Origin of the sequence: Streptomyces avidinii (assembly GCF_014650695.1) — a bacterium.
In the GTDB taxonomy this organism is placed as follows: Bacteria; Actinomycetota; Actinomycetes; order Streptomycetales; family Streptomycetaceae; genus Streptomyces; species Streptomyces avidinii.
The window spans coordinates 1-13,601 of sequence record NZ_BMVL01000019.1; the positions used below are offsets into that span (position 1 = coordinate 1).

The 13,601-nt window shown below is 70.8% G+C and carries 12 protein-coding genes; 6 read left to right on the top strand and 6 right to left on the bottom strand.

Annotated features, from left to right (window positions below):
- Positions 1-385: 385 nt before the first annotated feature.
- The 5 genes from IE257_RS33720 (at position 386) to IE257_RS33740 (ending at position 6,626) form a co-directional block, all read left to right on the top strand.
- Positions 386-1,153 (top strand): IclR family transcriptional regulator, encoded by a 768-nt coding sequence (locus IE257_RS33720; protein WP_189973650.1) that lies wholly within the window; start codon positions 386-388, stop codon positions 1,151-1,153.
- Between the two features lie 313 nt (positions 1,154-1,466).
- Positions 1,467-2,249, top strand: a complete 783-nt coding sequence (locus IE257_RS33725) for an MIP/aquaporin family protein (RefSeq protein WP_189973651.1) — start codon at positions 1,467-1,469, stop codon at positions 2,247-2,249.
- An 81-nt stretch (positions 2,250-2,330) separates the two neighbouring features.
- Entirely contained in the window at positions 2,331-3,857 is a 1,527-nt protein-coding gene (glpK, locus tag IE257_RS33730) for a glycerol kinase GlpK (RefSeq protein WP_189973652.1), read from the top strand.
- Positions 3,858-3,898: 41 nt separating this feature from the next.
- Positions 3,899-5,506, top strand: a complete 1,608-nt coding sequence (locus IE257_RS33735) for a glycerol-3-phosphate dehydrogenase/oxidase (RefSeq protein ID WP_189973653.1) — start codon at positions 3,899-3,901, stop codon at positions 5,504-5,506.
- Between the two features lie 127 nt (positions 5,507-5,633).
- Positions 5,634-6,626 (top strand): PAC2 family protein, encoded by a 993-nt coding sequence (locus IE257_RS33740; RefSeq protein ID WP_189973654.1) that lies wholly within the window; start codon positions 5,634-5,636, stop codon positions 6,624-6,626.
- Positions 6,627-6,880: 254 nt separating this feature from the next.
- Here the strand turns inward: IE257_RS33740 and mshC are convergent, their stop codons facing one another.
- The 4 genes from mshC to IE257_RS33760 form a co-directional block, all read right to left on the bottom strand.
- Positions 6,881-8,110: a cysteine--1-D-myo-inosityl 2-amino-2-deoxy-alpha-D-glucopyranoside ligase gene (gene mshC, locus IE257_RS33745; RefSeq protein WP_189973655.1), complete on the bottom strand. Its 1,230-nt coding sequence runs from the start codon at positions 8,108-8,110 to the stop codon at positions 6,881-6,883.
- A 110-nt stretch (positions 8,111-8,220) separates the two neighbouring features.
- Positions 8,221-9,069 carry an SCO1664 family protein gene (locus tag IE257_RS33750; RefSeq protein WP_189973656.1) on the bottom strand — a complete coding sequence of 283 codons (849 nt, stop codon included), beginning with the start codon at positions 9,067-9,069 and terminating at the stop codon, positions 8,221-8,223.
- Positions 9,033-9,623 (bottom strand): DUF3090 domain-containing protein, encoded by a 591-nt coding sequence (locus tag IE257_RS33755; protein ID WP_189973657.1) that lies wholly within the window; start codon positions 9,621-9,623, stop codon positions 9,033-9,035. The genes IE257_RS33750 and IE257_RS33755 overlap by 37 nt, the downstream gene beginning before the upstream one ends.
- A gap of 76 nt (positions 9,624-9,699) precedes the next feature.
- Positions 9,700-10,419 (bottom strand): histidine phosphatase family protein, encoded by a 720-nt coding sequence (locus tag IE257_RS33760; protein ID WP_189973658.1) that lies wholly within the window; start codon positions 10,417-10,419, stop codon positions 9,700-9,702.
- A 54-nt stretch (positions 10,420-10,473) separates the two neighbouring features.
- Between IE257_RS33760 and corA the strand changes: the two genes are divergently transcribed.
- Positions 10,474-11,466, top strand: a complete 993-nt coding sequence (gene corA, locus IE257_RS33765) for a magnesium/cobalt transporter CorA (protein ID WP_189973659.1) — start codon at positions 10,474-10,476, stop codon at positions 11,464-11,466.
- Here corA and IE257_RS33770 read toward each other — a convergent pair.
- The gene (locus tag IE257_RS33770) at positions 11,444-12,274 is read right to left on the bottom strand and encodes a ferritin-like domain-containing protein (protein ID WP_189973660.1); all 831 of its coding nucleotides are present in this window, start codon (positions 12,272-12,274) and stop codon (positions 11,444-11,446) included. The two genes, corA and IE257_RS33770, sit on opposite strands and share 23 nt — an antisense overlap.
- 222 nt (positions 12,275-12,496) lie before the next feature.
- Entirely contained in the window at positions 12,497-13,546 is a 1,050-nt protein-coding gene (locus tag IE257_RS33775) for an LLM class F420-dependent oxidoreductase (RefSeq protein ID WP_189973661.1), read from the bottom strand.
- Positions 13,547-13,601: the final 55 nt, after the last annotated feature.

Here is a 13,601-nt window from a genome sequence, read left to right on the forward strand (position 1 = left end):
GCATCGTCCCCATGGCCCCGTCGGCGACGACCACACGGGTCGCAAGCGCCTCCCGGAGGGCATCGGCCCGGGTCTGGGTGTCAGCGGACGGGTTGGGCAACGAAGCCATGGTTGTGCTCCCTGGGATGCGACGGCTGTCGGCTTTGCACCCCCCTCTGTGTCAAGGGTGCACGCGGCCAGGGTAACCGCGAGGCACCGGACCCGGTGTGGGTGTCCCACGTGGCGGACTGCATTCTGTGGCGGGGAGTTGTCGGGGGTGTCCTGGTGGCGGTACGGCGAACAGATCTCCGACGGTGCGGAAGGTCGGCATCGACCGATACTGTTCAGCATTGTCGAACCGCGTCAAGATGGTCAGTAATACCGAAGGTCTGCAGGAGGCTGCGCGATGGCACGGAACATCCAGTCGCTCGAACGAGCCGCTGCGATGCTGCGACTCCTGGCCGGCGGCGAGCGCCGGCTGGGACTCTCGGACGTGGCGTCCTCGCTGGGCCTGGCCAAGGGCACGGCCCACGGCATCCTGCGCACCCTGCAGGCCGAGGGCTTCGTGGAGCAGGACCCGGCCTCCGGCCGGTACCAGCTGGGCGCGGAGCTGCTGCGCCTGGGCAACAGCTACCTCGACGTGCACGAGCTGCGGGCCCGCGCCCTCGTCTGGACGGACGATCTGGCCCGGGCGAGCGGCGAGAGCGTGTACGTGGGCGTGCTGCACCAGAGCGGGGTGCTGATCATGCACCACGTGTTCCGGCCCGACGACAGCCGTCAGGTGCTGGAGGTGGGGGCCATGCAGCCGCTGCACTCCACGGCCCTGGGCAAGGTGCTGTCGGCCTACGACCCCGTGGCGCACACCCAGGCGCATGAGGTCGAGCGGGAGGCCTTCACCCCCCGCACGGTCACGGACGGCACCGACTTCGAGGCGCTCCTGGGCCTGACCCGGGCGCGCGGCTGGGCCTCCGACGTCGAGGAGACCTGGGAGGGCGTCGCCTCGGTGGCGGCGCCCATCCACGACCGGCGCCGGATGCCGGTCGGCGCGGTGGCGGTCGCGGGCGCCGTGGAACGGGTCTGCGGCGAGTCGGGGGAGCCCCGTGCGGCCCTGGTGGCGTCGGTGCGGGACTGTGCGCGTGCGGTTTCACGCGATCTCGGCGCAGGCCGGTTCTGAGCTTCCTTTAACAGGCTGTAGCCACACCCTGGCCTCTTTCTGCCCACTTTTCGCCATATCTCAGCCATCGAATGGCTGGTTTTGGTTGATCGCACCTAGTGGTAACGATCCGACACCTTGGCCTGGTCGACCCTTGACGCGTTCTTCACTTGGGCGGAAAACTGCCGTTCATCGGTCGGCATTGTCGAACACCTACCGGCAATACGCGCTAGGATGCGACAAGGCCACGGACCGGTGCAGCACTCACCGAGTGCGCGGAACCACCGGAGGGACCCGGTGTCCGCTCACCCCTGGACGTACAAAGGAGTCGCGGGTGTCCAGCTCCGACATCTTCATCGGCGAGACCATCGGTACCGCCCTGCTCACACTGCTCGGCGGTGGCGTCTGCGCCGCAGTGACGCTCAAGAGCTCCAAGGCCCGCAATGCGGGCTGGCTCGCGATCACCTTCGGCTGGGGTTTCGCCGTACTGATCGCCGCCTACGTCTCCGCGCCGCTCTCCGGTGCGCACCTCAACCCGGCGGTCACCGTCGGCCTCGCCATCAAGACCGGCGAGTGGGGCGACACCCCGGTCTACTTCGCCGGCCAGCTGCTGGGCGCGATGCTCGGCGCGGTCCTGATGTGGATCACCTACTACGGACAGTTCCGCGTCCACCTGGCCGACCCGGAGCACATCCGCGACGCCAAGCTCGGTCCTGAGGACCCGCACCCGCACGATGTGGCCGGCCCGGTGCTCGGCATCTTCTCCACCGGCCCCGAGATCCGTAACGTCGTGCAGAACCTCGCGACCGAGATCATAGGCACCGCCGTCCTGATCCTGGCGATCCTGACCCAGGGACTCCAGGACGACGGCAAGGGCCTCGGTGTGATCGGCGTCCTCATCACCTCGTTCGTGGTCGTCGGCATCGGTCTCTCGCTCGGTGGCCCGACCGGCTACGCCATCAACCCGGTGCGCGACCTCGGTCCGCGCATCGTGCACGCCCTGCTGCCGCTGCCCAACAAGGGCGGCTCCGACTGGGGCTACTCCTGGATCCCGGTGGTCGGCCCGCTCGTCGGTGCCGCTCTCGCCGGTGGTCTCTACAACATCGCGTTCGCCTGATCAGCAGTACCGGCAAGATCGTAAGATCCGCACCGCCCTCCTGATTCCGCCTACTCACCAGACCTGCCAGGAGCAGCCAACATGACCACCAGCACCGGTCCCTTCATCGCCGCGATCGACCAGGGCACCACCTCCTCCCGCTGCATCGTCTTCGACCGCGACGGCCGCATCGTCGCCGTCGACCAGAAGGAGCACGAGCAGATCTTCCCGAAGCCGGGCTGGGTCGAGCACGACGCCACCGAGATCTGGACCAACGTCCAGGAGGTCGTCGCCGGCGCCATCGCCAAGGCCGAGATCACCGCCGCGGACGTCAAGGCCGTCGGCATCACCAACCAGCGCGAGACCACCGTCCTGTGGGACCGCCACACCGGCGAGCCGGTCCACAACGCACTGGTCTGGCAGGACACCCGTACCGACGCCCTGTGCAAGGAGCTCGGGCGCAACGTCGGCCAGGACCGCTTCCGCCGCGAGACCGGCCTGCCGCTGGCGAGCTACTTCGCCGGCCCGAAGGCCCGCTGGCTGCTCGACAACGTCGAGGGCCTGCGCGAGCGCGCCGCCGCCGGCGACATCCTCTTCGGCACCATGGACTCCTGGGTCATCTGGAACCTCACCGGTGGCCCCCAGGGCGGTGTGCACGTCACCGACGTCACCAACGCCTCGCGCACCATGCTGATGAACCTCCACAACCTCAAGTGGGACGAGGGCATCGCGAAGTCCATGGAGGTGCCGCTCGACATCCTCCCCGAGATCAAGTCCTCCGCCGAGGTCTACGGACACGTCAAGGACGGCGTCCTCGCCGGCGTCCCGGTCGCCTCGGCGCTCGGTGACCAGCAGGCCGCCCTCTTCGGCCAGACCTGTTTCGCCGAGGGCGAGGCCAAGTCCACCTACGGCACCGGAACGTTCATGCTGATGAACACCGGCGACAAGGTCATCAACTCCTACAGCGGCCTGCTGACCACGGTCGGCTACAAGATCGGCGACCAGAAGCCGGTCTACGCGCTGGAGGGCTCCATCGCCGTCACCGGCTCGCTCGTCCAGTGGATGCGCGACCAGATGGGCCTGATCAAGTCCGCGGCCGAGATCGAGACGCTGGCCTCCTCGGTCGAGGACAACGGCGGCGCCTACTTCGTGCCGGCCTTCTCCGGCCTCTTCGCCCCGTACTGGCGCTCCGACGCCCGCGGTGTGATCGCCGGCCTCACCCGGTACGTCACCAAGGCGCACATCGCCCGTGCCGTCCTGGAGGCCACCGCCTGGCAGACCCGCGAGATCACCGACGCCATGACCAAGGACTCGGGCGTCGAGCTCGCCGCCCTCAAGGTCGACGGCGGCATGACCTCCAACAACCTGCTGATGCAGACGCTCTCGGACTTCCTGGACGCCCCCGTGGTGCGCCCGATGGTCGCCGAGACCACCTGCCTCGGCGCCGCCTACGCCGCCGGCCTGGCCGTCGGCTTCTGGCCCGACACCGACGCCCTGCGCGCCAACTGGCGCCGCGCGGCGGAGTGGACCCCGCGGATGCCCGCCGAGCAGCGGGACCGCGAGTACAAGAGCTGGCTCAAGGCCGTGGAGCGTTCCATGGGCTGGGTCGACGACGAAGACGCCAGCTGACCGCACTCAGCTGAGTCAATCGACGAGGAGCTAAGAGAGATATGAGCAGCCTGCAGAGCGTTCCCGCACTGGGCACGCACCCGACCGCCGGTGCCAACGTCAGCCGCGCACAGACCCGTGAGCAGCTGTCGAAGGCCACGTACGACCTGCTGGTCATCGGTGGTGGAATCCTGGGCACCTCCGTGGCGTGGCACGCCGCGCAGTCGGGCCTGCGGGTTGCCATGGTGGACGCCGGCGACTTCGCCGGCGCCACCTCCTCGGCCTCCTCCAAGCTCGTCCACGGCGGTCTGCGCTACCTGCAGACCGGCGCGGTCAAGCTGGTCGCGGAGAACCACCACGAGCGCCGGGTGCTGGCCAAGGACGTGGCCCCGCACCTGGTCAACCCGCTCACCTTCTACCTGCCGGTCTACAAGGGCGGTCCGGTGGGTGCGGCCAAGCTGGGCGCGGGCGTCTTCGCCTACTCCGCCCTCTCGGCCTTCGGTGACGGCATGGGCAAGGTCATATCCCCGGCCCGTGCCGTCGCCGACAACCCCGGCCTGAAGACGGACAACCTCAAGGCCGTCGCGGTCTACTACGACCACCAGATGAACGACTCCCGCGTCGCCGTCATGACGGTCCGCGCGGCCGTCGAGTCGGGCGCGGTCGTCCTGAACCACGCCGAGGTCACCGGACTGCGCAAGACGCACGGCCGGGTCACCGGCGCCGAGCTCAAGGACCGTCTCGACGGCACCGAGTTCGGGGTCGACGCGCGCGTCGTGCTCAACGCCACCGGCCCGTGGGTGGACCACCTGCGGCGCATGGAAGACAAGCACTCCATGCCGTCGATCCGCCTCTCCAAGGGCGCGCACATCGTCATGAAGCGGAAGTCGCCGTGGAAGGCCGCCATGGCCACCCCGATCGACAAGTACCGCATCACCTTCGCCCTCCCGTGGGAGGACCAGCTGCTGCTCGGCACCACCGACGAGGTGTACGAGGGCGACCCGGCGGACGTGCGCGCCACCGAGTCCGACATCCAGCAGATCCTGGACGAGGCGGCCTTCTCGGTGAAGGACGCGGACCTGGACCGCTCGCTGATGACGTACGCCTTCGCGGGCCTGCGGGTGCTGCCCGGCGGCCCCGGCGGCGTCGAGAAGGCCAAGCGCGAGACGGTCGTCTCCGAGGGCGCGGGCGGCATGCTCTCGGTGGCCGGCGGCAAGTGGACGACGTACCGTCACATCGGCCGTGTGGTCATGGACAAGCTGGCGAAGCTCCCGGGCAGCCCGCTGACCGAGGACATGGAGCCGGTGAAGTCGCTGGTCCGCCGGATCGCACTGCCCGGTGTCGCCAACCCGAACGCGGTCGCGCACCGGCTGCTGGTGGACCGGGAGCCCGGCACGCGGATGGACCCGCTGACGGCCCGCCACCTGGCCTCGCACTACGGCTCGCTGGCCTTCGACATCGCGCGCCTCGCGAACGAGGACCCGGCGCTGGCCGAGCGGATCCACCCGGACGGTCCGGAGATCTGGGCGCAGGTCGCCTACGCCCGTGACAACGAGTGGGCCGAGACGGTCGACGACGTGCTGCGCCGCCGCACGACGGTGACGATCCGCGGCCTGGACGACGAGTCCGTACGTGCCCGCGTCGAGGAGATGCTGGGCCGCAAGGCATAGCTCCTGCACAGGTGGGGAAGAGGGGCGGTTCCGAGGGGAACCGCCCCTCTGTCGTGGGCTGTGGCCGGTGCCTCATCAAGGCTTAGGCTGACCCACGTACGCAAGGGAACTTCGGAAGGAGACCTGGGTGATCGAGCTTGAGGGCGTGCCCGAGCTGATCGACCCGGTCATGGTGGCCGCGTTCGAGGGCTGGAACGACGCGGGTGACGCGGCCTCCGGTGCGGTCGCACACCTGGACCGGGAGTGGAAGGGCGAGGTCTTTGCGGCGCTCGACGCCGAGGACTACTACGACTTCCAGGTCAACCGGCCGACGGTGTGGCTGGACAACGGGGTACGGAAGATCACGTGGCCGACGACGCGGCTGTCGGTGGTCAGGATCGGCGGCACCAAGCCGCGCGACCTGGTGCTGGTCCGCGGCATCGAACCGTCCATGCGGTGGCGGTCGTTCTGCAACGAGATCCTCGGCTTCGCCCATGAGCTGGGCGTGGAGATGGTCGTCATCCTGGGTGCGCTGCTGGGTGACACCCCGCACACCCGCCCGGTGCCGGTCAGCGGAGTGACCTCGGACGCGGATCTGGCGCGGACGATGGACCTGGAGGAGACGAAGTACGAGGGTCCGACGGGGATCGTGGGCATCCTGCAGGAGGCCTGTACGCATGCCGGGGTGCCCGCGGTGTCCCTGTGGGCGGCGGTGCCGCACTACGTGTCGCAGCCGCCGAACCCGAAGGCGACGCTGGCGTTGCTGAACCGCCTGGAGGATCTGATCGACATCCGGATCCCGCTGGGCGAACTCCCCGAGGACGCGCGGGCGTGGCAGCTGGGGGTGGACCAACTGGCCGCCGAGGACAGCGAGGTGGCGGAGTACGTCCAGACGCTGGAGGAGGCCCGCGACACGGCCGACCTGCCGGAGGCCTCGGGCGATGCGATCGCCCGCGAGTTCGAGCGGTACCTGCGCCGGCGCGACCCCGCGGGGCCGCCGGCCGAGCCGGGCGACGGCTCGTACCTCCGCGACACCTCGGGGGGCCTCCCCCGACCCCCGAAGCGCAAACCGGACCCCGAACCGGGCCCGTCGGACGACAGCCCGGAGCCGGACGAGAACGACACCCCGCCACAGGCCTGACCACAGGCCTCACCGCAGGCCTCGCCGCTGCGCGGTGCCATCCCCCTACCCGGCCCTCGAACGCCGGACGGGCTGGAAATCCAGCCTCGCCGGCGTTCGAGGCGCGGGGTCCGGGGCGGCGCCCCGGGATACGGCGAGAGGGCGGGGCGGGGGGAGGCTCCGCGCAGCGGGAGGCCCGACCGGGCGCGTGCCGAAAGGGCGATGCCCCCGGGCCGGGGGGCCAGGGGGCATCGGCAGCAGGGCTGCGGGGGTGGCTACAGGGCCACGCCCAGGAGGGCGTCCACCGTGCGGGAGACCAGGCCGGGGGCCGACTCGTCGTCGCCGTCCGTGGCGATCTGCCGCTCGACCCAGCGGTCCACGGCCGCCAGCGCGGCAGGGGCGTCCAGGTCGTTGGCCAGGGCCTCGCGGACCTCCTCGACGAGGGCGTCCGCCGGGATGCCGTCCGGCCGGGACACGGCCGCGCGCCAGCGCTCCAGCCGGGCCACGGCCTCGGCGAGGATCTCGTCCGTCCACTCCCAGTCGGCCCGGTAGTGGTGCGAGAGCAGTGCCAGGCGGATCGCCGCCGGATCCACTCCGGAGCGCCGCAGCGCCGACACGAAGACGAGGTTTCCCTTCGACTTCGACATCTTCTCGCCGTGCAGCGCCACCATGCCGGCGTGCACGTACGCCTTGGCCATCGGGAACTCGCCCGTCAGCGCCTGCGCGTGCGACGCGCCCATCTCGTGGTGCGGGAACGCCAGGTCGGAGCCGCCGCCCTGGATGTCGAAGCCCATGCCCAGGTGGTCGAGGGCGATCGCCACGCACTCGATGTGCCAGCCCGGCCGGCCGCGGCCCAGCGAGCCGCCGTCCCAGCTCGGCTCGCCCGGACGTGCGGCCATCCACAGCATCGGGTCCAGCGGGTTCTTCTTCCCGGACCGGTCGGGGTCGCCGCCCCGCTCCGCCGAGAGCAGCCGCATCGCCTCGGCGTCGAGGTGGGAGACCCCGCCGAAGTGCGGGTCGGCCTCGACCGAGAAGTAGACGTCGCCCTCCAGCTCGTACGCCGCGCCGGCGTCGCGCAGCCGCTCGACCAGCGGCACGATGCCGGGTATGGCCTCGACGGCTCCGATGTAGTGCTGCGGCGGCAGCATCCGCAGGGCCGTCATGTCCTCCCGGAAGAGTGCGGTCTCGCGCTCCGCCAGCTCGGTCCAGTCCTGGCCGTCGCGCAGCGCCCGCTCCAGGAGCGGGTCGTCCACGTCCGTGACGTTCTGGACGTAGTGGACCTGCCGCTTGGTGTCGAGCCACACGCGTTGTACGAGGTCGAACGCGTTGTAGGTCGCCGCGTGACCGATGTGGGTCGCGTCGTACGGAGTGATGCCGCAGACGTAGATACGGGCGACGGGACCGGGGGCGAGGGTGATCGTCCCCTGGGTCGCGGTGTCGTGGATCTGGAGGTCGCGGCCCTTGCCAGGAAGGGCGGGGACCTCAGAAGCGGGCCAGGCATGCATGTCTCGAGCCTAACCGGACGGGTGTTCCGGAAACGAACTGGACCTGCACTGTTGTCTTGATCGGCACTCTTGCGATCTGGCCGATTCTGTGCGTCCGGCCGGTGGCTGGTTCAGACCGGTGGCCAGGGGATCGCCGGCCATTGCCCGGACGGCTGCGGATGGGTTCCGGTGCGCAGCAGGTGCTCCACCCGGTCCCGTACGGCGGCCAGCTCGACCGGGGTGATCAGTTCGGCCAGCCGGGTGGCGAGCGGGCCTCCCGGGGCCAGTCCGGCGGCCAACGCGGCCAGTACCCCGCGCGCCTCGCCGGTCAGCGGCTCCCCCGCCCAGCCCCACAGCAGGGTGCGCAGCTTGTCCTCGGCGTGGAAGGTCACCCCGTGGTCGATGCCGTAGAGGCGTCCGTCGGGCGCGGGCAGCAGGTGGCCGCCCTTGCGGTCGCCGTTGTTGATCACGGCGTCGAGTACGGCGAGGCGGCGCAGCCGGGGGTCGTCCGCGTGCACGAGCAGCGCGGTGCGGCCCTCACCGACCTCGGCGAGGGCCACGGGCTTCCAGCCCTCCCCCGCCTCCTCGCCGTCGACGAGCCCGAGGAGCGCGCCCAGCGGGGAGTCCTGCTCGGACTGCTCCGCCTCGATCCACCGCTGGACCATGCCCTCGCCGTACGGGCCGTCACGCAGCACGGTGGCGGGGACCAGGCCCCAACCGGTGGCCTCGGAGACCACGTAGGCGGCGACCTCCCGCTGGGCGAGGTTCCCGTCGGGGAAGTCCCACAGCGGCCGCTCCCCCTTGACCGGCTTGTACACGCAGTCGGCGCTGACGCCCCCGTACGTGACGCTGCACAGCAGCACGGCGTTGGACGCCTCGCGGATCCGGCCGATGACGGTGAGCTCACCCTTGGCGAGCAGTTCCTCCAGCTCCCCCGTGTCGGTCACGGCTGGCGCCGGTAGCCGTTCTGGCGCGGGCACACGTGCCCCTCCGGGTCCAGCGGCAGGCTGCACAGCGGGCACGGCGGGCGGCCGGCGTTGACCACGTCCAGGGCCCGCTTGGCGAACGCGCGTGCCTGGGCGCCGGTGAGGCGGACCCGCAGCATCGGCGGGCCGTTCTCCTCGTCCTGGAGCAGCCGCTCCTCCGCCTCGGCGAGGTCCTCGTCGGAGTCGACGTCGAGCTCGACGAGCGCTTGGGCCTCGACGATCATGCGCTGTTCCTCGCCGTCCCAGGCCAGGGCCATGGTGCCGACGCGGAACTCCTCGTCGACCGGGACGTCCAGCGGCGCGGTGTCGGCGGCCTCGGCCGGGGCGACGGCCGGGACCGGGGCGTTGCCGCCGGTGCGCCGTACGACCTCGTCCAGCAGCTCGTCCATCCGCTCGGCCAGCGCCGCGACCTGGGTCTTCTCCAGGGAGACGCTGGTGACGCGGGGACCGGAGGAGGCCTGCAGGAAGAACGTACGGCGTCCCGGCAGACCGACCGTGCCGGCCACGAAGCGGTCCGGGGGGTCGTAGAGGAACACCTGACGGGGCACGTCCAGTCTCCAAGTCTCGGCGGCAGGGGCAGATCCGCGCCCTGTGTGGGCCCGTCCACCCTACTGCGCCGTGCGATCAAGCCGCGCCCGCGCCGCCTCCCACGACGGCGTCTCCGGCGTCTTCGGTGTCTTTGTCCGAGGCGACGGTCTCCGGTGCGGCGGGGCGCCGTACGAGCGAGCCGAAGTCCCCGGTGTCACCGAGCCTGAACACGAAGGGCCGGGTGGCGGTGTAGCGGATGGCGGTCACCGAGCAGGGGTCGACGTGGATCCGCTGGAAGAGGTCGAGGTGCATGCCGAGGGCGTCCGCGACGAGGGACTTGATGATGTCGCCGTGCGAGCACATCAGGAAGACGGCGTCGCTCCCGTGCTCCTGCTCGATCCGCGCGTCCCAGTCCCGTACGGCGTCCACGGCGCGCGCCTGCATGGCGCGCATGGACTCGCCGCCGGGGAAGGCGGCCGCCGAGGGGTGCTGCTGGACGATCTTCATCAGCGGTTCGTCGGAGAGTTCGGACAGTTTGCGACCGGACCAGTCGCCGTAGTGGCACTCGCCGATGCGTTCGTCGGTGTGGAGTTCCAGTTCCGGCCGGGCGGCCAGCAGCGGCGCGAGGGTCTCCCGGCAGCGCTGCAGCGGGCTGGTGACGGCGACGGCCAGCGGCACCCCCGCCAGCCGGCCGGGGAGTGCGGCGGCCTGCTCGGCGCCGCGCTCGTCGAGCGCCACCCCGGGGGTCCATCCGGCGAGCAGACCGGCGGTGTTGGCGGTGGACCGCCCGTGTCGTACGAGGATCAGCGTGGCCATGGGGCCAGCGTATGCGCTGCCGGTGGCGTGCGGGCGGGCCGTCGGCAGGGAAGAATGCCCCGCGTGATTGTGGACTGCGCGATTTACCGGGACGGCCGCCGTACCGAGGGACCGGGCGATTTCTCGGACGCCCTCGACCAGGCCCGGGCGACCGGTGACGCCTTCCTCTGGATCGGCATGCACGAGCCGACGGAGAAGGAGTTCGACCATGTCCGCCAGGAGTTCGGCCTGCACCCGCTGGCGGTGGAGGACGCGCTGACCGCGCACCAGCGCCCGAAGCTGGAGGTGTACGACGATTCGCTGTTCGTCGTCCTGAAGCCGGTGCTGTACGACGAGGCCGCGGACACGGTGACCGCGGGCGAGCTGATGGTCTTCATAGGGGATTCGTTCGTGGTCACGGTCCGGCACGGCGAGGGGGCCCCGCTGGCCGCCGTGCGCCACCGGCTGGAGCAGGAGCCGGACGTGCTGCGACACGGCCCGACGGCGGTGCTGTACGCGGTGTCCGACGCGGTGGTCGACCACTACATCGAGGTGGCGGCCGAGCTCCAGTCGGACCTGGAGGAGCTGGAGGCGGAGGTCTTCGCCCCGAACGCCTCGGACACCAAGAACACCGCCGCCCGGATCTACGGCTTCAAGCGGCAGGTGCTGGAGTTCCGGCGGGCGACGAGCCCGCTGCTCCAGCCCATGGACCGGCTCGCCTTCGGGGAGGTCCCCTTCGTCCACGAGCACGCGCAGCCGTTCTTCCGCGATGTCGCCGACCACCTGACCAAGGCCAGCGAGTACATCGAGGGTCTGGACCGGCTGCTGTCGGACGCGCTCTCCGCCCACCTCGCGCAGATGGGCCTGCGGCAGAACGACGACATGCGCAAGATCTCGGCCTGGGCGGCGATGGCGGCCGTCCCCACGATGGTGGCGGGGATCTACGGGATGAACTTCGACCACATGCCGGAGCTGGGGCACGCCTGGGGTTATCCGGCGGTGCTGGTGGTGATGGCCGGCGCGTGTCTGGGCCTGCACCGGATGTTCAAGCGCCGGGGCTGGCTCTGAGTTCCCTCTCGTGCGGGGTGTGGGCGGGGCCGGGCATGCCGGCCGGTGCGCCGCCGAGCGCGTCCAGGCGTTCCGGCATCCGCAGGCTCACCATCCGGTGCCATCCGCTGAAGCGCTCGTACGCGTACATCGCGTGGATGCCGGCGGCGAGTGCGGCCCTCTTCGGGGCGGGCCAGTGCAGCAGCCGCCCCATGTGGGCCATGACGGCGAGGCTCACGTCCCGGTAGACGGAGATTTCGGCGAGCGCGCTCTCGCGGAGCACCCGCTGGATGGTCCGGCCGTAGCCGGACCGGACCAGGCGCAGCAGTTCCTCGTGGCAGTAGGCGAGGTGGTTGTCCTCGTCGTGGCTGATCAGGTGGATCGCCTTGCCCACCTCGGGATGGTCCCCGAAGTACTCGACCAGCATGTCCATCTGGTCGGCGGCGCGCTGTTCGGTGACGCGGCTGTGCGCGAGGTAGACGACGATGTCCTCCTCGGTCAGCGCCTCCTCGCGGCGCAGCTTGTCGTGCGCGAGGCCGATCCCGCGGCGCTCCAGCAGCATCGTGTAGTCGGTCTCGGGGGGTACCGGGAGGGGCGGCAGGCCGCGCTTGCGCAGCAGCGCGTTGAAGATGCGGCCGTGCTTGTCCTCGTCGGCGCCGTGGCGGGTGATCTTGGGCGCGAGGTGGCGCATGCCGTCCGGCACCAGGGCCGCGATACGGGCGTTCTCCCAGCCACCCTGGGTCTCCCCGCTGGCGGCGATGGAGCAGAACAGCTGGAAGGAGTCGTCGTTGTCGACGATCTCCTGGAACAGGCTGCGGGCAGAGAGCATGCAACGAGTCAAACGCCGGTCGGCGGGGCGGGCAACCGATGGGTCGCACTACTCGTCCGAATGAACGAAATCGGGTGTTGGACCGCAACGCGTAACCCGGCGGGCGTCCTGGGCGTTGTGCGCTGTGTCGGCCGTGGCGGGGAAGACCCCCCGAGCCCCCACCACGGCCGCAGAAGCTTCCGACGGTGCCGGCGTTCGTCCGCCGGCACCCGGAGCGGGTGATCAGGCGAGGCCCGCGAGCTCCATGGCCTCGGTGCCGGCGCGCAGGGCGGCGATCCGCTCGTCCAGCGTGAAGCCGGCCGGGGCCAGCGTGAGGGTGGTGACCCCGGCCTCCGCGTAGGCCCGCATGCCGTCCGCGATCCGGGCGACCGGGCCGAGCAGCGTGGTCGAGTCGATCAGCGAGTGCGGAACGGCCTCGGCCGCGCCGTTCTTGTCGCCCGCCAGGTACTTGTCCTGGATCTCGGCGGCTTCCTTCTCGTAACCCATGCGCTGGGCCAGCTGGTTGTAGAAGTTCTGCTTCCTGCTGCCCATGCCGCCCACGTACAGGGCGGTGTACGGGCGGAACATGTCCGCGAGCGCATTCACGTCCTCGCCGAGGGCCAGCGGCACGGTCGGGCAGACGTCGAAGCCTTCCATGGTCAGCCCGGCCTTCTCGCGGCCCGCCCGGATGTGGGTGAGCGCGGTGGCCTCCAAGTGCTCGGCGGCCGGGAAGATCAGCAGTGCGCCGTCGGCGATCTCGCCGGTCTGCTCCAGGTTCTTCGGCCCGATGGCGGCGATGTAGAGCGGGATGTGCTCGCGCTCGGGGTGCACGGTCAGCTTGAGCGGCTTGCCCGGGCCGTCCGGCAGCGGCAGGGTCCAGTGCTGGCCCTCGTAGCTCAGCCGCTCGCGGGTCATCGCCTTACGGACGATCTCCACGTACTCGCGGGTCCGGGCGAGCGGCTTGTCGAACTTGACGCCGTACCAGCCCTCGGAGACCTGCGGGCCGGACACGCCGAGGCCGAGCCGGAAGCGGCCCTTGGTGAGCGAGTCGAGGGTGGCCGCGGTCATCGCGGTCATCGCGGGCTGGCGGGCCGGGATCTGCAGGATCGCCGAGCCGACGTCGATGCGCTCGGTCTGGGCGGCGACCCAGGCGAGCACGGTCGGGGCGTCGGAACCGTAGGCCTCGGCGGCCCAGCAGACGTCGTAGCCCAGGCGGTCGGCCTCCTGGGCGACGGCGAGGTTGTCGGCGTCCATGCCCGCGCCCCAGTAACCAAGATTGATGCCGAGCCGCATGTGTCGTCCCCTTACCGGTTTACCGATCAGTAACGTAGGTGTGCGGGGACTGTAG

Bases quoted from the DNA above. Each gene is read 5' to 3' on its own strand.
- IE257_RS33720 (WP_189973650.1), top strand. From the start codon at position 386: ATGGCACGGAACATCCAGTCGCTCGAACGAGCCGCTGCGATGCTGCGA.
- glpK (WP_189973652.1), top strand. From the start codon at position 2,331: ATGACCACCAGCACCGGTCCCTTCATCGCCGCGATCGACCAGGGCACC.
- IE257_RS33735 (WP_189973653.1), top strand. From the start codon at position 3,899: ATGAGCAGCCTGCAGAGCGTTCCCGCACTGGGCACGCACCCGACCGCC.
- mshC (WP_189973655.1), bottom strand. From the start codon at position 8,110: ATGCATGCCTGGCCCGCTTCTGAGGTCCCCGCCCTTCCTGGCAAGGGC.
- IE257_RS33760 (WP_189973658.1), bottom strand. From the start codon at position 10,419: ATGGCCACGCTGATCCTCGTACGACACGGGCGGTCCACCGCCAACACC.
- corA (WP_189973659.1), top strand. From the start codon at position 10,474: ATGCCCCGCGTGATTGTGGACTGCGCGATTTACCGGGACGGCCGCCGT.
- IE257_RS33770 (WP_189973660.1), bottom strand. From the start codon at position 12,274: ATGCTCTCTGCCCGCAGCCTGTTCCAGGAGATCGTCGACAACGACGAC.
- IE257_RS33775 (WP_189973661.1), bottom strand. From the start codon at position 13,546: ATGCGGCTCGGCATCAATCTTGGTTACTGGGGCGCGGGCATGGACGCC.